Source organism: Paraburkholderia sp. Ac-20340, assembly GCF_017104965.1.
Lineage (GTDB): Bacteria > Pseudomonadota > Gammaproteobacteria > Burkholderiales > Burkholderiaceae > Paraburkholderia.
Genome location: NZ_JAAGPR010000020.1, coordinates 87,367 through 107,971, shown reverse-complemented (window position 1 = coordinate 107,971; position 20,605 = coordinate 87,367). Strand labels below are relative to the sequence as shown.

Here is a 20,605-nt window from a genome sequence, read left to right as displayed (position 1 = left end):
GATGCCGGATGAAGGCGTCAGATGCGGTCGAGCCGATAGCCGCAGCCGTGTACGGAGGTCAACTGGTAGCCGTTTTCGGGCGCGAGGCGCAGCTTGGCGCGCAGGCGGCTGATCTGCGTATCGACCGTGCGCATATTGACCTCGGCCTCGCCTTTCCAGATGAGGTCGAGAATATGCTCGCGCGACAGCGTCGTGCCGATGTGTTGATAGAACAGCAGCGCGAGCCTGAACTGCCGCACGGTCAGGTGAATCGCGGTGCCGTTACGCAGCACGCTGCAGGCCACCGGATCGAATTCAAAAGCGCTATCGGATTCGTCGACATGAATCAGCCGCACCGCACGCGCGCGGCGCAACACCGACGATGCACGCGCGCGCAGCACGGCAGCGTCGAGCGGACGGTTCAGGCAGGCATCGGCGCCGGCGTTGAGGGCGCTGATTTCATCGCGCTCGCCGCGCATCGAGGTGACGTAGATCACCGGAATCTGGGTGGAAATGATTGCGCGGATGGTGTTGAGCACGCGCACGCCGTTCATGTCGGGCAAGGCGTGATCGAGCACGAGCAGATCGAAGGTTTCGCGGCGCAACGCGCTGAGCAGCGCACTGCCTGTAGCGAAGTGATGGCACACGCAGCCTTCGCTGCCGAGCGTGCTGGAGGTGAGCTGCGTGAGTTCGGCATCGCCGGAAAGTATGGCAAGTCTCATCGAATAAGCGCTTCTATTGCTTTTCGGCGCGATGGCTCGCACGAGGTCTACGCCAAAAAAATGCCAGTCGGACAGACGCATCCAGACTGGCAAAGAAGTTGGTCATTGGCGTGGGAGAGCACCAGCGATCTCGACCAACTTCGGGCTTTGCGAGTCCGTGCGTTGTTTTTCCCGCGATGCGCCGTCAGCGCAATCGCATCGCTTTGGAGTACGCATGATTGTTGCGGGAACCATCTTATTATTCAGCAAAGCCGTGGATGGGTTTGTTAAAACATGTCACAGCGGTGACATCGATCAATACATAAAGGATGACTAAATAAAATTCGCGGATAAAGAAATCGCTAACGCATCATCCCGCAGGACGAAGCGTCAGCGATTTACCAGCGCAGCAGACGCGGCCCGAGCCAGGCGCCGATCGCTGCCGGCATCAGCATGCCGACGGCGTACCAGATGCTCCAGAACGCTGGGCTCATTTCCGGGCAATGGACGCAATAGGCGATGGTGGCAAGCGCACTTGCGAAGAGTCCTGCTGCCGCGCCTGCCATGCGCGGGCGCGTGGGCGCGAGGCCTTTCGTCGCCCAGAACACGGCGGCGAAGGTGGGCACGGAGAGCAGCAGGATATTGAACGGACAGGTCCGCCACGACAGGCCGAGCATCAGCGGCACGCGCTCCGCGGGCGCGGCGGTGCCAAGCGTTGCCCAGCCCGCGAGCCATACCGCGATGAACGGCGCGGCCACCAAAGCCCATGCGTAACCGCCGCGCACGCCAGGCCGGCCGAGACGGCTCACGGCCAGCGCCGCCGCAATCGCCACGGCGAGCGGGAACGCGATCTTGGCCCAGAAAATCGGCGTCTGCGCGACGTCCATCAGATCGTGGCGCACGCCGAACACCACGGCCACCAGCAGTAGCGATCCAGCCAGTCCCAGCGGCAGCGCACGCGCGAAGCGGCGCACGACGGCCTTGCGGTCCACGCGCGTGACGCCGGTGGACAGCAGGCTGATGAGATCGTCGGTTTTCATTGCGCCCCCCGGATGCGTGCGGCAAGCGCCTTCAGGCCACGGTGGATGCCCACCTTCACGGCCGATTCGGAAAGCCCGGTGAGTTTCGCGGCCTCGACCACCGACCGCCCTTCGAGCTTCACGTGCAGGATGGGCAAACGCTGTTTGTCCGGCAACTGGTCGAGCAGCAGGCCGATGTCGCGGCGCGCTTGCGCCGGTTCGTCGTCGGCCTGCGCGAACAGGTCGCTGTGGTCGTCGAGCGGATCGTTGAGCGATTCGCGGCGGGAGCGCGAGCGAAAGAAGTCCATCAACTTGTAGCGGGCGATCGCATGCACCCAGGCAGTCAGCGGTTCGTCGGAGCGCCATGTGTGACGCGCGTTGTGTACCGCGAGCAGAATCTCCTGCACGAGGTCTTCCACATCGTCTTGCAACTGCGGAATACGCCGGCGCAGATACGCGCGCAGATGGCGCGTGAGTTCCTGCAGGAAAGTGCGGTACGCATCGGCGTCGCCTTCGAGGCCGCTGACAAACAGCGCTTTGAGACGGATTTCCGCGGGATACAAAGGGCGTCCTGGTTTGTCGCGACTTTGGGAAGGCGCGCCCGCTGAGGCGTTTTTACCGGCATCGCCGGTCTCGAATTCGGGCGCGATCGGGTGAGCGTAGCCGAAGCCGTCCTGCACCGCAATAGCGGACGCGACGCCACCTTGCGGGCCGAATTCGCCCGCCTGTCGCCACTGCGCTGCCCTGTTCGCCCAGCTCACGTTCGCGATCTCCGTGTGTTGCACGTACCGTGCCGGTACCGTGTCGATGCGCACCGTCGCGGTGCGCGCTTTCATGCCAATTCGCTCGCGGCAGCCCGCCGGTTACAGCGCCCTCCAACTATTTCTCTCGCGTGGCCCTACAGTATCGGCGCATCGTGGATCTTTCAGGGAGCCACGCCACGCGTTACCTTATGCCTCATCGACGCAAATTTCTGCGGACCCACGATCGGAGCACGAGCAGCATGGCAGCGAGAACCAACGAATATCAGCAACCCATCGGCGCGGCACTGGAAGGCTGGACGCCGCGCGTGCGCCCGGCGCGCATCGCGATCGAAGGTGTGCGCTGCCGCATTGAACCCGTCGACGTCGAGCGCCACGCCGCCGATCTCTTCGAAGCCTATAGCGCCGCGCCGGACGGCAGCGACTGGACGTATCTGTTCACCGGCCCGTTCGACGATTTCGAGTCGTTTCGCGCGTATCTCGCGAAGGCGGCGGCCTCGGAAGATCCGCTGCACTACACCATCGTCGATCGCGCGAGCGGCAAGGCCGTCGGCACCTTTGCGCTGATGCGCATCGATCCCGCGCACGGCGTCATCGAAGTCGGCAGCGTGACGTTTTCGCCGCTGCTCAAGCGCACCGCGCTGTCGACCGAAGCGCAATATCTGCTGATGCGCTACGCCTTCGACCAACTCGGCTACCGGCGCTACGAGTGGAAGTGCGACAGCCTCAACGCGCCTTCGCGCAAGACGGCGCTTCGTCTGGGCTTCGAATTCGAGGGCATCTTCCGTCAGGCGGTGGTTTATAAGGGCCGCAGCCGCGACACGGCCTGGTTCGCGATCATCGATCAGGACTGGCCAAAGGTGAAGCAGGCGTTCGAAAGCTGGCTCGCGCCCGACAATTTCGACGCGCAGGGTAATCAGCGTGCGTCTCTTGCGAGCTTGCGCGATGCCTGATCAGCTAGTGATCCGCAATATCGAGCCCGCCGATCGTGCCGACTGGTTCCGCCTGTGGGCGGGCTACAACGCGTTTTACGAAACCGAAGTCGCGCCGCAGATCAGCGAACGCACGTGGCAGCGGCTGATCGATGCGGACGTACCGCTGCTCGGCCGCGTCGCCGTGCTCGACGCCCGCATCGTGGGCTTCAGCCTGAGCGTGTTGCACGAAGGCACGTGGGTGGACGCGCCCATCTGCTATCTGGAGGATCTGTTCGTCGATCCCGCCTTGCGCGGCAAGGGCGTGGGCCGCGCGCTGATCGGCGATCTGGTGGCGCTCGGGCGGCAGCGCGGCTGGTCGCGCCTCTATTGGCACACGCGTCAGGACAACCCGGCGCGCAAGCTTTACGACGAATTTGTCGCCGCCGACGACTTCGTTCGCTATCGCCTGACGCTTTAATTTGATCCCGGCCGCGTTTCACCCATGAAACCTAGGGTTTCACCCAGCAGTCAATCAGAAAAACTGATAGCAAGCTTCAATTTAATGCGTTTCCCATAAGCGTTCTGATGCGGCAAAGTGTCATCTCCGCGAATGGAGTGACTTCCTTGAACCAGCGCATCGATCCGTCCCTGCTTGCCCCGCCCGATCTGTCGTTCGCGACGCTCGACTCGGGCGTCGTTCTGCCCTACCTCGAACGGGGGACCGGTGAGCCGCTGCTGTTTGTCCACGGCTCGCTGTGCGATTACCGCTACTGGGAGCCGCAACTCGACGGCCTCGAAGACGATTTCCGCTGCATCGCGCCGAGCCTGAGCCACTACTGGCCGGCCGCCGACGCCTGCATCCAGGGCGATTTCGGCTGGGAAAGCCATCTGCACGAACTGGCCGATTTCATCGTCGCGCTGGGTCTGGAATCCGTGCACCTGGTCGGTCACTCGCGCGGCGGCAGCATCGCGTATCACCTTGCGCGCCGTTATCCGCGTCTCGTGCGCACGCTCGTGCTCGCCGATCCGGGTGGCCCGCTGCGCCGCCTCGAAGAAGACGACGACGTCATGCCGCCGGCCACCAACGCGCTGCGTTCGCGCGCGGTCGGCCTGATCGACGACGGTCAGCTCGAAGACGGTCTGGAACTGTTTGTGGATTCGGTCAGCATGCCCGGCGCGTGGCGCAAGAGCACGCACGCGTTCCGCGAAATGGCGATCGCCAATGCCACGACGCTGGCCAAGCAACTCGAAGATCCGCTGCCCGCTTACACGCGCCGCCCGGCTGGCGACATCAAGTGCCGCACGCTGCTGATCGACGGTCAGCGCAGCCCGCTGATGTTCCGCAACAACGTCGAAGCGCTCGACGAGTGGATTGAGTTTGCGCAGCGCGTCACGATGAAGGGCGCAACGCACGGCATGAACGGCACGCACGCCGATCTCTTCAATACGCACGTGCGCAACTTCATCTACGAAGGCTGATTCTTTTAGTCATTCGTTTTGCCAGGCGCGCGCATTCCCGCGCGCGCCTTTCGGCACATCAGGCGTTCATTTGGCAAACAGTTGCCCAATATCCTTGAACGCCTTGAATTCCAGCGCATTGCCGCACGGATCGAACAGGAACATCGTGGCCTGTTCGCCCACCTGCCCCTGAAAACGGATATACGGTTCGATCACGAACTGCGTGCCGAACTCGCGCAAGCGCTGCGCCAGCGCTTCCCACTGCGTCCATTCCAGCACCACGCCGAAATGCGGCACCGGCACATCATGGCCGTCCACGGCGTTGGTGTGCGCCGCGTCCTGCGAAGCCGTCTTCGGATGTTCGTGAATCACCAGCTGATGGCCGAAGAAGTCGAAATCGACCCAATGCGTGCTTGATCGACCTTCGGCGAGACCGAATACACGGCCATAAAAGTCGCGCGCGGCGGGCAGATCGTAGACGGGAATCGCCAGATGAAACGGCGAAAGACTCATGGTGGGCTCCTTGTTTTGTACTGTCGGGATTGTGGGTGAGCGTCCCGCAGGGAAACGGTTCGCGCCATGTTAGGCCGTATCGTTGAAAAATAAAATCAAACTATAATTTCCCGATCCATCAAAATTTTTTGTGAATGATCCGCGAACTCAAAACGCTGCTGGCCGTGGCGCGAGAAGGCACGTTTGCCGCCGCCGGCAAGCGCATCGGCCTGACTCAAGCTGCCGTGAGCGCTCAAATGCAGCGCCTGGAAAGCGAACTGGGTTTTGCGCTATTCGAGCGTGAAGGCCGTAACGCGCGTTTAAGTGCGCGCGGCCAGCAACTGCTCGTGCAGGCGCAGGAAGTGATCCGCCTTTACGGCAATCTGAGCACGGTCGCGGTCGATCCTGCCGTGGCGGTGCGCTTGAATATCGGCGCGATTGCCTCGGTGCAGCGCGCGCTATTGCCTGACGCGCTCGCGGCCTTTCATCGGCAATGTCCCGGCGCCCACACACGGGTGGTGCCGGGTGTGTCGATGGAACTGGTCAATCTGGTCGATGCAGGCGAACTCGATTTCGCCGCGATCATTCGGCCGCCCTTTACGCTGCAGAGCGATTTGCGCTGGAGTGCGATCGCGAGCGAACCGTTCCGGCTGATCGTGCCGCGCGCGCTCAAAGGCAGCGACTGGATGGGGCTGCTCTCGCAGCAGCCGTTTATCCGTTACGACCGCGCTTCGTTTGGCGGCCGTCTGGTCGACCGGTTTCTGCGCCGCATGCAGATCGTCGTGCAGGAAGTGTGCGAACTCGACGAGCTGGAAGCCATCGTCGCGCTGGTCGGCAAGGGGGCGGGCGTGGCGCTCGTGCCGCAGACGGCCAGCTATCGACGCTGGCCGGCGCAGGTGCGGGCGATCGATCTCGGCCATCACGCGTTTCATCGCGACGTCGGCATCGTGCATCGCGACGTGCTGCAGATGAGCGACGCGGCCCGCATGCTGCTCGGCCTCATGGTGAATCATTCGGCTAACCAGACGTCTTCGTAACCGGCATCGTCGATGATGAAACGCACATCTGACCACATCTGCCTTATCGAGCGCCAACAAAAAACCACGGCGCGCCGGGCGGCGCAACCGTGGTCGACAAAGAAAAACTACGCGTATCAGCCGCCCAGCGCCGGATCGCTATAGCTCGGATGACCCGTTTCAACGTGTCCCGCGATGCGGCGCACGAAGCTCGTGTCGCTATCGACAGTGATCGTCAGGTCGTACCAGCCATACGCGTTACGCAGGTCGAGATAAAGCTGTTCCGTATCGCCGCCGCGCACGGTGCGCTGGATCTTCGTGCCCGGATCGTAGGCGTTGACGATGGTGAACTGGCAACGCGCGCCGCCCGTGTTTTCAAGGCGCAATTGCAGATTGCCGTTCGCCACGTCGTAGCCTTCGGCCACTTCCGGGCGCGCCGTTTCGCCACTGCCGAACCAGCCCGTCTGCGTTTGCTTGCCTGCGAAGCGGCGCAGGAAACCATTCGGCCCGTGCACGGTGAAGTCGTACGCGCCCGTCGCGCCAATCGTCAACTGATCCTCCAGGCGCTTGCCCGCTTCGACCGTATACGTGAGCGGCGCATCGGTGCTATTGGCCGTGTAGACGAGGAACACCGCGCCCGCGCGCCCCGTGTTGATGAAGTGCGCTTTCGCCTTGCCCGACGATGCATTCGCATTGAAGCGCACGAACAGTTCATACGGCAACGCGCGCGCAAGACGTACCCCGCTCTCCTGTTTCGGCACGCTGCCCACCAGCGGGGGCACCGGCACATAATCAGGATGACGAATCTTATCCGGCGGTGCGTAGCTGCTCGTCGAAGGCAGCGAAGGCAGCGCTGCATTCGGCGTGGCGAAATTGAATGCCGTCGTCAGATCGCCGCACACCGCGCGACGCCACGGCGTGATATTCGGCTCGGCCAGATTGTGCTGTTCACCAAAGCGCTTTTCGATAAAGCGGATCACCGACGTGTGATCGAACGTCTGCGAACAGACCCAGCCGCCACGCGACCAGGGCGAAACCACCAGCATCGGCACGCGCGGCCCCAGACCGTACGGACCGGACGCGTACTTGCTGCTGCCCGGGAAAATCTCGTTGCTGGTATCGACGGTCGACAAACCATTCGCGCTCGACGCGGGTGCGAACGGCGGCGCAATGTGATCGAAGAAGCCGTCGTTCTCGTCGTAATTCACGAGCAGCACGGTCTTGCTCCAGATCTCGGGATTCGACGTGAGAATCTGCAGCACCTGATCGACATACCACGCACCATAGTTCGCGGGCCAGTTCGGATGCTCGGTATACGCTTCCGGCGCGACGATCCACGACACTTGCGGCAGTGTGTTGTTCGCCACGTCCTGCTTGAGCACGTCGAAATAACCGCCGCCGTTAAGCACGTTCGTGCCCGTGCGTGCGCGATCGTAGAGCGGGTTGCCCGGCTGCGCGTTCTGGTATTGCGTGAAATAGAGCAGCGAGTTATCGCCGTAATTGCCGATGTACGGGTTATCGCCCGTCCAGCCCCACGACCCTTTCGCGGTCAGACCTTCGCCGATGTCCTGATAGATCTTCCACGAAATGCCCGCGTTTTGCAGGACTTCGGGATACGTCGACCAGCCATAACCGGCTTCCGCGTTATCGACCACCGGGCCGCCGCCGCTGCCGTCGTTGCCCACCCAGCCCGTCCACATGTAATAGCGGTTCGGGTCCGTCGAGGTCAGCGTCGAGCAGTGGTAGGCGTCGCAAATCGTGAAGGCATCGGCGAGCTGGTAGTGAAACGGAATATCGTCGCGCGTGAGGTAGGCCATCGTGGTCGTGCCCTTGGCGGGCACCCACTGATCGTAGCGGCCGCCGTTCCACGCGGCGTGCGTGGTCGGCCAGTCGTGCGGCAGATCCTGAATGAACTGCAGGCCGAGATTTGCAGCGGTGGGATGGAACGGCAGCACTTCGCCGACACCCGCAGCGAGCGGCTGGTTCCACACCGGTTTGCCGTTGGGCAGCGTGATGGCCCGCGTATCGCCGAAGCCGCGCACACCACGCAACGTGCCGAAGTAATGGTCGAACGAACGGTTTTCCTGCATGAGGATGACGATGTGCTCGACGTCGCGGATGCTTCCCGTGCGATTGTTCGCGGGGATAGCAAGCGCGTTGCGGATGCCTTGCGGCAGCATCGTCAGGGCGGTGGCCGAACCGGCGCTCATCGCGGCGGTGCGGAGAAAATCACGGCGGCTTCTCGAAGTCATATTGTGGTTTCCATCGTCGGGTTGAGAAGGCACACGCGACGCCGCGCCGCCCATATGGCGGCAGACGGCGCGGGGTCGCGCGGCCGGGTGCTGCGTTTCGGGTACGGCTGCGGGTACGTCAGTCTGCGGTGTGAATGTCGGGAGGTGCGAGCGGTGCGTCGCCGGTGCTGCCAATGCCTTCCGCCCCGCTTGCGCCATCGGAGACAGCCGCGGCGCGTGCGGGCGAGCGCACAGCGATCGCGGTGATCGCCGCGGCGCCATTTGCACTGTCTGGGGAATTCGATGGAGACGAGAACGCGCCCGCAAGCGCAGATGTGCCCTGCTGCGCGGCAGCAGATAGGGCAGGCGCAGGCTGCGTTTGCGCGAGATCGCGTTCCGCGCGCGTGGTCAGCACGACGCGTGTGTCGTCGTCGCGGTTGCTGCAAGCACTCGTTGCGCACGCAACGAAAGTGCTGAAAAGCGCGAGTGAGAACACGCCGGGCAGGCTCAAACGTTTGCGCGGCGCGCTGCACCATAGCGGGCGCGCCGGCACGAAATCGACCGTCATCGAAGTCTCCGTCCAGATAGAGGCACAACAACGGCTCGAGGAGGCGGCCCGAGCGTCGTCTTACGCGCACTGGAAAGCAGCGGTAAGACAACGTCGAAGCATAGCGAAAACGCTTTTAAGTTTTATGACGCATGATTCGTCGATATTCGCTGTTTGTGTAACGTTTGGTGAGTTGGGTGCGGGAATGCCTTTCAAAACGTAATAAAACAAGGCACGCCATTTGCACTGCACCTGCGCACATGCGAAGGGGACGCAAATGACGAACAAAACCGAAAGTAAATCGAAAAGTAAAAAAGAGACGCAGGACAATGCGCTTCTTTTGGACGCCAAAGACGCAAAGCGCGTAAAGAAACTGCCGAAGCCCGCCGATCGCCAGGCGATTCTCACCGAGCAGCGCCGCCTGAAAATGGCGCGCTCGCCGCATGCCTATGTACGCGGCAATACCGAACAGTTTTACGAATGGATCGTCGATGCAAATGGCGGTTCGCTGCCGCGCGGCCCGGCGATCTGGATCTGCGGCGATTGCCATACCGGCAATCTCGGACCGATTGCGAATCAGGACGGCAAGGTCGAGGTGCATATTCGCGATCTCGATCAGACCGTCATCGGCAATCCTGCGCACGATCTGATTCGTCTTGGGCTTTCGCTTGCGACGGCAGCGCGCGGATCGGCGCTCTCGGGTCTCACCATCGTGCACATGATCGAGGCGCTTGCCGCAGGTTATCAATCGGCATTCGAAACGAAGCGCAAAAAACCGCAATTGCCTGAACGGCCCGAGCCGGTGCATCTGGCGATGAAGCTTGCGGTACGCCGTTCGTGGCGACATCTCGCCGAAGAACGCATCGAAGATCTCCGGCCGACGATTCCGCTCGGCAAGCGCTTCTGGCCACTCACGCGCGCGGAGGGCAAGGCAATCGCGTCGCTGTTCGCCGATGAAGCGATCGCCAGTTTGCCCACAGGATTGCGCGGTCGCAGCGACGAAGGCGCCGTGGAAGTGCTCGATGCCGCGTATTGGGTGAAAGGCTGCAGTTCGCTCGGGCGACTGCGTTACGCGGTGCTGCTCGATGTGGACGGCGGTGTGATCGAAGGCGACGATCTCTGTCTCATGGACATCAAGGAAGGCGTAAAAGCGGCTGCGCCGCGCTATGAAGATGCGTCGATGCCGCGCGATAACGCCGAACGTGTCGTCGAAGGCGCGCGTCATCTTTCACCGTTTCTGGGCGAGCGCATGCGCGCCGCGCGTCTGCTCGATCGCGCTGTGGTGATACGCGAGTTGCTGCCGCAAGACCTCAAGCTCGAAATCGACGAACTCGATAAGGACGATGCGCGCAAGGTCGCCTTTTATCTCGCGGCCGTGGTAGGCAAGGCGCACGCGCGGCAGATGGACCCGCCGACGCGACGCGGCTGGCTTGCCGAACTGCGGCGCAGCCGGTCAAGGACGATCGATGCGCCGCTTTGGCTCTGGAACAGTGTGGTGCAACTGGCGAGCAGCCATGAAGCCGGGTATCTGGAACATTGCCGGCGTTATGCAACGGACAAGCGAACGGCGTAATTTTTGTGCTTGTTTTACGTGGCTTGATGTAGCAATTTATTTTTCATTCGCAATGCTTATCGATTTCTATAATCTGTATATTGATATGCAATCCTATGTATTTTTACGAATTACGAACATCAATTGCGTGGGGATTTTGGATGATCACGTGGCTCAGCATCCACTCGCTGCGTCGTGTGGCGGGAAGCAAGGATGACGACAGACTTTGAAGCCTCGCTGATAAACTGGCGCGTCCGCGCGTCGAGTACGTGCCTCGCCTTTTCAACGCTGATTTAGAGTCTTCGCATGATCGAGCCGTCCGCCATCGCCCACGCACTTGCCGAAAAGAGGATCGTCGCGGACGAAAGCCAGCAAAGGGCAATCGACACACTCTGCGCCCTGCTCAAGGGTAGCCGCGCGGAAGCGGCTCAACGCGAGCATCGCGGCGTCTACTGTCACGGTCTGCCTGGGCGCGGCAAAAGTCTGATCGTCGACACGATTTACGCGCTCGCGTCGTGTTCAAAACGACGCATCCATTTCCATCAGTTCATTCGCGACATCAACCGTCTGGTCGTGCAGGCACCGCGTAGCGACGATCGGCTCGGCGATGTGTCGCGCGCGTGGCTCGACGGCGTCGATCTGCTCTACTTCGACGAATTCCATGTGCACGATATCGCCGACGCATTTCTGATCGGCCGATTTCTGGAAACGGCACTGACGAGCGGCACGCGTATCGTGCTGACCTCGAACTATGCGCCACGCATGCTTTTGCCGGACCCAGAATTTCACGAGCGCTTCGAGCCGACCATTGCGCGGATCGAGCGTCACTTCGACATCATCGCGTTCGACGGCGCGCGCGACTATCGGGAAAAGTGTGTCGAGTCGACACAACCGCGTTACTTCGCCCCGCTCGATGGCACGCGCGAAGCGCTGTGGACAGTTTTTGCCGAATACGAAGCGCAAGCAGCCATCCATCCCGCAGATATTGAAGTGGCCGGTCGCTCGTTGCCAATCACGGCGGCGGGCAAGCAACTGGTGTGGGTGGACTTTGATGCGCTGTGCGGCACGCCACGTTCGCACCTCGACTATCTTGCGCTGGCCGAACGCTGGCGCGGCGTAATTCTTGACCGTTTGGACACGGCGATGCTCCAGCGGCGTGACGTACTGCAGCGCTTCGTCTGGCTGATCGATATTCTCTACGACCGCAAGCACGCGCTGTTTATGGCGTCGGACCGCCCGGTGCGGGCAGCGCTTGAAGGACTGGATGGTGCGCACGATGTATCGCGCACAACGAGCCGGCTCGCCGAAATGCAGTCGCACGATTATGTGACTGCACTCGAGCGGACGCATCGCACCACGGATGTGTCGAGTGTGTCGAGCGCCGCGCCCGTTTCGGGCTCTTCGACAATCACCAGCTAACCCCCTCCTCTGACGGCACCGGGCTCCGGCGCGCGCCGCAGCATTTTTCCAAGTGTTGTACAGTCCCTCGCACCTCGACACGAAGGACTGACAACACGATGGACACCCTCTCCCGCTTTAAACCTGTCGCACTCGAACATGCGAGTCGACTCATCAATCACGGCCCCACAATCCTGGTCACCAGTTCGGATGGAGTTCGTCATAACGTGATGGCCGCTGCGTGGTCGATGCCCGTGGAATTTACGCCACCGCGTATCGCCGTAGTCATCGACAAGAAAACCTTCACGCGTGAGTTGATTCACGCGAGCGGCAACTTTGCGATCTGCGTCCCGGGTGCTGCTGCGATGGATCTGACTTTTACCGTCGGTAGCGTCAGCGGTCGCGAAACAGACAAGTTCGCGCAATTCGAAATCGACGCGGTGAAAGGCCCAGTGCTTGGTGTGCCCGTTATCGAGCAAGGTATCGCCGCGTGGATGGAATGCAGACTGATTTCTGAGAAGCACACCGAAGATGCTTACGACACGTGCTTCTGCGAAGTGGTGTCAGCGGCTGCCGATCCGCGCGTCTTCGATGGCGGACATTGGGTGTTCGATGAAAGCAATCGCGACCTGCACACGATCCATCATCTTGGTGCCGGGAATTTCGCGCTTGCAAGCGATGCCGTTAAAGCGCAAACGCTTGCTGGCTAAAGGCGTGCTGGGAATTTGAGCGGACTGCGGCGGGAAGAGAAACCGCTGCGGTTTGAAGCGTCGTTTATTCGATTAATTACAAAATACGTAGTGAAATATACGTATTGGGCTATTTTTCGTGCGCTTGTTTGTAATTGTGCTTTAAGCGCTGTTTTTATGAGGGTTAAAACACTTCGCGCCGTGGAACATTGCTTGCCCGAACAAGTTTTCGTTGCGCAAACACTTGATGTATAAGGATTTTATCGTAATTCTCGATTTGATGCGAATGTTTCACGAGATGTGTTCTGACAGCGATTTTGGGCCGCTAAATGCGGGTTTTGGCGGTGTGAAGTGGTGCAGTTTGGTTAGATTTTGGACGTATTGGTATCGCGGGGTCGTAGTTGAGCAGAGGATACGGGCGCAATCTCAGCCACTTACCTCTCTAGATCGTCAGCAGTGTCGATTCAGTTTGTTTTTTGCACAAACTGGGCCGTGATATTTTTGATGGTTAGTTGCGTTAACTGCTCTGGTTGCATGCGTTTGACCACCCAATGTGTATTAAGCAAACGTCCCTATCCTCGTAGTGCTCATCGTCACGTTTGCCGCGCGCTGACAGATGTGCCTAAGTCGAGAGCAGTGACGGCTTAAATCGCAATGGCTTGTCGGTATCGCGAGACCCGTCTGCTCGGCTTTAGCTATCTGTCTCGCACCGGTTCGCCGAATGTGCCAACACATACTGCCTTCTCCGCAGCCGAGAGCTTCCCGGGGCGAGCGCGATTTTGCAACGATTCTTGGTTGGGGTCAGTGCAGAGAAGAGAAGCGCCCTATGCTCGGCAAGCGCTGAGGTCACGGTTATGGCGGAGACCGCGTCGCCCTTAAGTGCATCCTGTGCCGCTAGCCCTTCTTGAGCAGTTCGCGCGCATCGCGCAAATCACGTCATGACATCGGCGAAAACTGGCACTCACCTAAGTCTAGAATCGCCCTGTCGTTCCGATGGGATTCCGCTCTGGTCCATCGACATCGATGCGTACACATTCGACAAAATCGAGGCACCGAGCTTTCCGCAAGCGTGTCGACCTTCCTTAATCGTGTGTGTCGACTCGACACAGACACCGGTGTCCCCTGAGTTGGGGCAACTGCAACTGCGGGCGTGAAGCGCTGCCTGGTCCACCTAGCTAGCGGAATCCCAAACCGACGGCTGGGAAAATAATCCTGTGTCGAGTCGACACAGTTCGGGCGACGACCTCGTGAAGCTAACGGCGCAATGACCTGTGGCGTTACCGCGAATCAGTTCGTGAGCATCGAAACTAGCCGCATACATCACATTTAGGTCGCTCGCCTTCGCGAACATAAGTGACTTCATTGGCGGCTCGATGCGTTTCGCTAGTGTCCCCGTCGCCGCCCGTTCTCGGCCGGAACGATTCCCCACGGAGCAAACCGCTGCCTATTTCGCTCAGATCCGCACATTGCAAAGAGCATCCACAAAGCCAACTCAGAGTTCTCGACGCGGCGAAATCGCGCCCAGTACAACGATCTCCATTGAGCACTCGTGTGTCGAAACGACACACACTTTCCTGCCGATGCATCGTCCAATACTTCGCTGTCTGCCCTATCTCGCGCGCCCAGTTCGGTTGGGTGCGCGACGTCATGTGTCGAGTCGACACAAAAGACCGAGGCGTCGCGCCACGTGCCGGCCCGATCCGACTGCGTTGACTAAGGCCATTGAGACCTGCCCAAACTCATCAGGCCTCAGGGAGAGTCACTAGCAGGCAGGAACACGCAGTTCATCTGCGCGTCCCCATGACCTTGCCTCGCGCATGACTGCGGGCCATGAGAACAGCCAACCGTCGCAGACAGAAAATTGACGGTGCCCTGCTCGATCACATCGCGCACTCCACCGTATTCGCCTCGGTACAAAGCGTCGGCTTTACTCTGCCAACGCTTAGACCGAGGCGCGCTCAGCCCACGTGCCTTCTTCAAACGAACTAACTGTGTCGACTCGACACAAGGCGCACGACATCCGAACAAGGCAAAGTTGCCCCCTAATACCCTTCCCTTCTCGAATACCCGGTTCTGCAGCGAATAGTGCTCGCTTTGACAAACCCGTTTGGCTGCCCCGCACTCGCGAATAGGACAGATATCCTGCATCTCAGATTTGCAGGCCGGCGCTCGAATCGGACACTCGCCGGTGTGAGATGAGGATTAGCGATGGGCAGTAGCCGCTTCCTCGCGACGATCAGAGCATCGCCCGAAACAACGATCAAACATTCGGTAGGTTTGGCCCAATGTCGCGGCAAGCGCTCATATCGTCGTGTGTCGAGTCGACACACGACGACTCATAGCGCAATCGATCGCTCAGTGTTCCCAAGACTCGGTAGCAGTGAATACGCACCTCCAACGACCGGGTGAATGAACCGATCGCTGCAAAGATGAGCGCCTAATCAAGATCAGCGCTCCGCATGCTCCAGTGCCCCCGAGCGAGTGCAAACGCGTCGAGACGCCAAATGTTCCGTCGAAATGCCATGCGTGTGTCGACTCGACACATGTCGCCATTGCCTCCCGGTCTCCTACTCCAGCAACCTGCAGAGTCGAAACAATCTCCTGTCGCGACCTAAGCTAATTCCATGTGTCGAGTCGACACAAGCAGCCAGCACCAGCATGCCCACCGCCCGTGTCGACTCGACACACTCCTTCAGCGCACCAATAAAAAAAGCCCGCTTTCGCGGGCTTAAACCTCAATCCAAATTCCAGCCAATCCACTCAGCCGGGTTTCACATTGAACAGTTCGTTGATCAATTCACGAATCTGCGTCTCCTGAGCATCCGAAAGCACACCCGTCTTCAGCTTCACCGTGAAGCTATTCGTGTCCTTCGTGATACTACCCGCGTGGCTCTTCCCCGAGAAAATCTTCTCGATGCTACGTTCTGAAACGCTCTGCGGGACCTCGCTTCGGTTCGACTGCGCGCCGATCGCGGCGGCCAGCTTGCCTTGATCCAGCGTCCCAGCCACGACTGCCGGCCACAATTCGCGCGCAGCAGAAAGCCCACCCGCACCGTGTTTCTTGATCGCCGAAACAATCTCATCCGCCGCCGAGCCGCCCAGCAGGCGCGGATTCAGATCGAGATCGCGGCGAACAAAATCCGGAAGTTTTTCGAACGACAGGAATCGATACAGCCCCTTGCGCGACATACCCAGCGCTTCAGCCATGCGCGTACGCGTCGGAAATTCCTGTTCTGCGCGGCGCAGCGACTGACCGATTTCGTAGTCCGTGAGATCTTCGCGACCGACGTTCTCCACCAACGCCAGCACCGCCATATCCTGGTCGGAGCACTCGATCACCGACGCGCGGATCTCTTCCGCGTGCAGAATCACATGCGCGCGAAGCCGACGCTCACCAGCAATCAGTTGATAACCGTGATCGGCGCGACGCACGACTACCGGTTCAACGAGGCCAACTTCACGGATCGATTCAGCAAGCGATGCCAGACCCTCGTCGCTGAATATCTTGCGCGGCTGCCAAGGATTTGGCTGGATCGCGCTGACCGGCAACATCAGCTTGTCGCTATTCGTCTCCAGTTCCTGAATACGCTGCTGCGCGACCGCCAGTGCGCCGAGCATGCCGGGGCCGGTCTTGAAAGCGCTACTACGGCGCGGTTCCTGGGCCACTGGCGCCGGGCGTTCGGTGGTTTGACGCTCGGAGGCCGAGCCAAGCTCGGCGGTCTTCGCCGCCATCTTGTCGCGGAACGAACTCATTTCCCGGCCCTCCATTGTTCAACGTAGAGATCGTCGATCCAGCGCACGTAGTCGGTGAGCGGTTGCCGAACCCGCGCGACCGTCTTGTCTGCCAGATCGCCCTTGCTGATGTCGAAGACCGTGGCCATAGCCAAGGCGCCGTTGCTCATCGCCGAGCTCGCCGGCACTTCCACCGAGCTCACCCAATCCTTATAGGTACGCTGCACCCACGAGCGCACAACCGGCGCCGATGACGTCTTGCCGTAGTCGACCTTCGAAAGCAGCACTGAGACGAAGTCGTAGGTTTTCTCGTCACCGCGCTCCATGATGGTGTGTGCGAGATCGGAGAAGAGGCTCCAGAACGACACCGAGCTGATGAAGTCGAGACTCTCCGGCACGAGCGGCATCACCATTGCGTCCGCTGCCATCAGCGCATTGATCGTCAGATACGAGAGCGAGGGCGCGGTATCCAGCAGGATGTAGTCATAGTGCTGGCGCAGCGATTTCACGCCTTCGCGCAGCAGATCCCAGAACTTGAATCCGGGGTTCTTGATGACAGTGCCGGGAATGTGAAACTCTGCCGAGAACAGCGTCGGGTGCGCGGGAATGACATCAAGTCCATCCCAATACGTCGGCTGGACGAAGTTCAGCAGGCCGCCTTCCATTTGCGGATCGTAGATGTACGGCAGGACCGTGCTGTCCTCCGTCACTTCCTTCTCCGCATAGAGACCGCAGAGCTCTGTCAACGAAGCTTGCGGGTCGAGGTCGATGAGCAGCACGCGGCGGCCGCGCAGCGTCAGCCCTTGTGCGAGGCACATCGTCGTCGTCGTTTTGGTCGAACCGCCCTTGAAGTTCGCAACGAGAATGACCTTGCCGTCCGCATCGCGCACGCCGGTGTGGAGCGGCGTCTGATAAATATCCGAAACCTGCTGGACCCAGACACGCGCTTCAGGCAACGTAAACACCCGGCTGCGTCCCGAGCCTTGTGCTTCGCCTTGGGGCAACCCTTCGCGCGTAGCCAACAGATTATTGAGCTTGATCCGGTCGATACCGCACAGTTCCGCAACCTGCGCCGAGGTAAACGTCGGTGCCATCTTGCGCGGCTTCGGCGCCAGCATCATTTCCCGAAGCTCTTCCGACAGTAGACCCGCCTCTTCCGCAAAGTGCGTGACAGCCGAAAGGTCGACGCGCCGGTCAATTGATGGAAATTCGATAGTCTTTGCCATTAATACGCTTTTCATCGGAATTTTGATAAAGCGTAGAATACAGGAAAAGCGTATCGAAACACACTGATTGAGACCGGTTTTCGAAAAAAACGACCTTTTTATTCGCGCTATAACGGCTTCGGACGGGCTCGTCCAGCCGTTGGCCTATCCCGAACGGCCAAGCCCGCCTGGAGGCCCCTAAGGCCCTCTCCGTTGATTTGCCTATTTTTTAAGCAAATCTTCAAGAAACCACTGAGAAGTCTCCTGCCGCGACGACTAACCCGGCGTTGACCCAGACGCCTCTTGCAGCGTCGGCAAGCGCCAATTCGCAGAAGTCACGGTTTTTGTGCACTTTCGCCATTTGGTACAAGTCCACGCAGTCGCTTTGGAATTGCCACAACGGCTATTGTATTTTTTTACTGCGGCTGCACTCGTGTACGCGGCGAAATGGCACAAAATCCGTTACCGCATTTCTCCAGAATCCTTGCGAGCGCTGCACTTCCATACATCTGCACAAAAAACGCACGCGAATCATCATGCTTGTACAGAAATAGCAAACTGAATACTGCGAAAGCCCAGCGGAACCCCGCGGCGAGCGGCGTCAGGCAGCTTGATCGCACAAAAACCGTTACCCGCCGCCCTAAGAACAGCCGCTGACGCCGTAAAGGATGCCGATACCCGCGGCTGCACATTAAACGTTGCCTTCTCTCGCGCCACACTTCCGCGCACAAAAACCACTACATCGCTGTCTCCGGCTTCAATCCGCACAAAAACCGTTACCAAACGCAATTTCGCTGCGCCGAAAGGACTTGAATCCTCATCTGCACATGAACCGTTACCCTCCGATCCAGGAGATGCACACAAAACGTTGCCTTGCTATCGAGCGTTTCCCAGTCACAAAACCTCGTGTTAACCCTGGATTGCCCAATAAAACAGCAATGAGCGCGGCTTGCGGCTCGATCACATGCGCTCAAGCGTCAGATCTCCCTGTTCTGCTAGCCGATCAGCACAAATTTCGGTACCAAGCGTCTTTTTTTACGAGGTTGGTTTGTTTACTTAAAAACAAAAAACCTACAAACCCACTAACGTAGCGCGCTGAATTCTTTGATTTCAAAGACTTGCCCTCGGAAAGAAACGGTCTATGTGCAAAAGGCATCGTTCTATGTGCGCAAGGGTGCCGTTTTATGTGCATGGGATGGCGCGGTTTATGTGCAGTTCGGCACGTTTTTTGTGTCGACGCTTTTCGTACGTGGCGTTTGAGGTAACGGTTATTGTGTTGACTTGTGTAAACGGAGTGATAGAGTCCCCGCCAATATCGACGGAGAGCACGCGAATGTCGGAGGACAGCGGACGCAGGACGACCACCCAGCAAATGTCGCTTGGGTTGTTCGAAGAGATGTCCGGGCAACCTATCAGCGAGAGCACGAGAGAGATCGGCTTTCAGCGCAACAACGTTTTCGTTGCCATCAACGGGCTCGGCCTGTCGTCGCGGCGTTTCATCGACGCGGCGTATTTCATCGCGGCCCAGGAGCCGGTTCCGCACGAGACCTACGACGTCGACCTCAACTACTTCAAGTGGTTGATGCGCTACGAAAGCCGCAACGTGCGTCACCTTCAGAGCGTGATCAAGGAAGCGCAGCGCGTCCTGATCGAAGTGACCGACACGCCGCCGGACCGCGCGCCCAGCGAAGACGACCAGTGGATTTCCGAGCAGTTGATGGGCAGCGTCAAGATCGGCAAGGGGCGTATCCAGTTCCGCATTCCGCCGCTGATGCTGCGCCACATCACCGGGCCGGAGAAGCATCACTGGCTCAACCTGTGCATCACCGCCGCGTTTTCGCAGACTTTTGCGCGCGCGATTTACGACTACGTGCAGCCCTATGTGCTCGCCGGCCTGACCGACTGGATCGAGCTCGACGTCATGCGCCGCTGGCCGGGCAAGCTGGGTTCGAGTGCATCCGAGTTCAAACATTTCCGGCCCAAATACCTCGATCCTGCGGTCAAGCAGATCAACGAGCTGTCGGATATCGACCTGAGCTACGAGACGCGTGCCGACTCCGAGACCTCGCGCAAGATCAACAAGATCCGCTTTCGCCTGAAGCGCAAGGACACGGTTGCGGCGATGTTGAGCCGTCAGCCCGACGCGCACGACCTGCTGCTCACGCTCAAAGAGGAATTCGGCCTGAGCAACAAGCAGTTCGACGTGATCGCCGAGCATCGCGTGAACTGGACCGACGAGCGCATCCAGCAGGCGATCGAGTACACGCGTTTCCGCCTCAACCAGGGCAAGGTGACGAAGAGCCCGGCCGGTTACCTCATGAAGGCGCTGAGCCACAACTGGCAGGTCTCGGAGGCCGAGCGCAAGATGGTGGCGATCCAGGGCGAACGCGCGGCGGCTGTGGACGCCGAAGAAACCGCCAAGGCGGCGACCACCACTGCGGTGAAGCAGAGCATCGCCGCCCGCGACGAAGAGGCCCGCACGCGCCGTAACGACGAAGTGCAGCGCGGTCGCGAGCATTTCGAATCGGCCGACGAGAAGACCCGCAAGGAGCTCGTGCGTCTTTACATCGCCTCGCAGGCCGGCAAGCTCATGCTGCGCCGCCTGAAGCTCGAGGCCGGTGCGCTTTCCGATGTGAACATCCTCAATCACTCCGATCTGTCCTGGTACTTCGGTCAGTTCGTCTACGGCAAGCTCAAACAGAGCGGGCTGTGAGTCCCCTGCCCTCGCGGCGGGGCGACGTGCCTGGCAGAAAATCGTTGCGATCGCGCCGTCCGGGCGCGACTTTGCGCATAGTGTGCAGGCAGCCCGATGATCCCGAAGCGCGTCGAAAAATATCGACGTGGGATCAATGACTTGGGCGATTCATCCGAAGGCTTATCCCAAGAGTTATCCCCGGAAACTGTGGATAAC

Annotated in this window: 14 protein-coding genes and 1 pseudogene; 7 read left to right on the top strand and 8 right to left on the bottom strand. The window is 59.9% G+C overall.

The genetic code is table 11. The features are described from left to right. Positions 1-17: 17 nt before the first annotated feature. From G3N59_RS23285 to G3N59_RS23275, 3 genes are all read right to left on the bottom strand, one after another. Positions 18-701: a response regulator transcription factor gene (locus G3N59_RS23285; RefSeq protein WP_205985145.1), complete on the bottom strand. Its 684-nt coding sequence runs from the start codon at positions 699-701 to the stop codon at positions 18-20. A 377-nt stretch (positions 702-1,078) separates the two neighbouring features. Continuing rightward, on the bottom strand, positions 1,079-1,720 hold the full coding sequence (locus G3N59_RS23280) for a DUF1109 domain-containing protein (protein ID WP_205985144.1): 642 nt from the start codon (positions 1,718-1,720) through the stop codon (positions 1,079-1,081). Continuing rightward, complete coding sequence (locus tag G3N59_RS23275; protein WP_205985174.1) at positions 1,717-2,262, bottom strand: sigma-70 family RNA polymerase sigma factor; 546 nt, start codon at positions 2,260-2,262, stop codon at positions 1,717-1,719. The genes G3N59_RS23280 and G3N59_RS23275 overlap by 4 nt, the downstream gene beginning before the upstream one ends. Before the next feature lie 440 nt (positions 2,263-2,702). On the opposite strand from G3N59_RS23275, the pseudogene G3N59_RS37460 reads away from it, so the two are divergent. Beyond that, positions 2,703-3,852 (top strand): annotated as a pseudogene (locus G3N59_RS37460) (GNAT family N-acetyltransferase). 146 nt (positions 3,853-3,998) lie between these two features. Then, the gene (locus tag G3N59_RS23260; RefSeq protein WP_205985141.1) at positions 3,999-4,853 is read left to right on the top strand and encodes an alpha/beta hydrolase; all 855 of its coding nucleotides are present in this window, start codon (positions 3,999-4,001) and stop codon (positions 4,851-4,853) included. Positions 4,854-4,919: 66 nt separating this feature from the next. Here the strand turns inward: G3N59_RS23260 and G3N59_RS23255 are convergent, their stop codons facing one another. Then, positions 4,920-5,345: a VOC family protein gene (locus G3N59_RS23255; protein WP_205985140.1), complete on the bottom strand. Its 426-nt coding sequence runs from the start codon at positions 5,343-5,345 to the stop codon at positions 4,920-4,922. A 134-nt stretch (positions 5,346-5,479) separates the two neighbouring features. Here G3N59_RS23255 and G3N59_RS23250 point away from each other — a divergent pair, with 134 nt between their 5' ends. Continuing rightward, the gene (locus G3N59_RS23250; protein ID WP_205985139.1) at positions 5,480-6,361 is read left to right on the top strand and encodes a LysR family transcriptional regulator; all 882 of its coding nucleotides are present in this window, start codon (positions 5,480-5,482) and stop codon (positions 6,359-6,361) included. Positions 6,362-6,477: 116 nt separating this feature from the next. Here the strand turns inward: G3N59_RS23250 and G3N59_RS23245 are convergent, their stop codons facing one another. Together G3N59_RS23245 and G3N59_RS23240 are read right to left on the bottom strand one after the other, a co-directional pair. After that, a complete protein-coding gene (locus tag G3N59_RS23245) occupies positions 6,478-8,592 on the bottom strand; it encodes a phospholipase C, phosphocholine-specific (protein ID WP_205985138.1) in 2,115 nt (704 codons plus the stop codon). 118 nt (positions 8,593-8,710) lie between these two features. After that, positions 8,711-9,139, bottom strand: coding sequence for a hypothetical protein (locus G3N59_RS23240; RefSeq protein WP_205985137.1), 429 nt, complete (start codon positions 9,137-9,139; stop codon positions 8,711-8,713). Between the two features lie 256 nt (positions 9,140-9,395). Here G3N59_RS23240 and G3N59_RS23235 point away from each other — a divergent pair, with 256 nt between their 5' ends. The 3 genes from G3N59_RS23235 (at position 9,396) to G3N59_RS23225 (ending at position 12,778) form a co-directional block, all read left to right on the top strand. Beyond that, a complete protein-coding gene (locus tag G3N59_RS23235; RefSeq protein ID WP_205985136.1) occupies positions 9,396-10,691 on the top strand; it encodes a DUF2252 family protein in 1,296 nt (431 codons plus the stop codon). A 285-nt stretch (positions 10,692-10,976) separates the two neighbouring features. Continuing rightward, positions 10,977-12,089 carry a cell division protein ZapE gene (zapE, locus tag G3N59_RS23230; RefSeq protein ID WP_205985135.1) on the top strand — a complete coding sequence of 371 codons (1,113 nt, stop codon included), beginning with the start codon at positions 10,977-10,979 and terminating at the stop codon, positions 12,087-12,089. 98 nt (positions 12,090-12,187) lie between these two features. Then, a complete protein-coding gene (locus G3N59_RS23225; RefSeq protein ID WP_205985134.1) occupies positions 12,188-12,778 on the top strand; it encodes a flavin reductase family protein in 591 nt (196 codons plus the stop codon). A 2,739-nt stretch (positions 12,779-15,517) separates the two neighbouring features. On the opposite strand, the gene G3N59_RS23220 is transcribed toward G3N59_RS23225, so the two are convergent. Next, positions 15,518-16,510, bottom strand: a complete 993-nt coding sequence (locus G3N59_RS23220) for a ParB/RepB/Spo0J family partition protein (RefSeq protein WP_205985133.1) — start codon at positions 16,508-16,510, stop codon at positions 15,518-15,520. Further along, a complete protein-coding gene (locus G3N59_RS23215) occupies positions 16,507-17,715 on the bottom strand; it encodes an AAA family ATPase (protein WP_205985132.1) in 1,209 nt (402 codons plus the stop codon). The genes G3N59_RS23220 and G3N59_RS23215 overlap by 4 nt, the downstream gene beginning before the upstream one ends. A gap of 1,312 nt (positions 17,716-19,027) precedes the next feature. On the opposite strand from G3N59_RS23215, the gene G3N59_RS23210 reads away from it, so the two are divergent. Next, positions 19,028-20,407 carry a replication initiation protein gene (locus tag G3N59_RS23210; protein WP_205985131.1) on the top strand — a complete coding sequence of 460 codons (1,380 nt, stop codon included), beginning with the start codon at positions 19,028-19,030 and terminating at the stop codon, positions 20,405-20,407. The last annotated feature ends 198 nt before the right edge of the window (positions 20,408-20,605 follow it).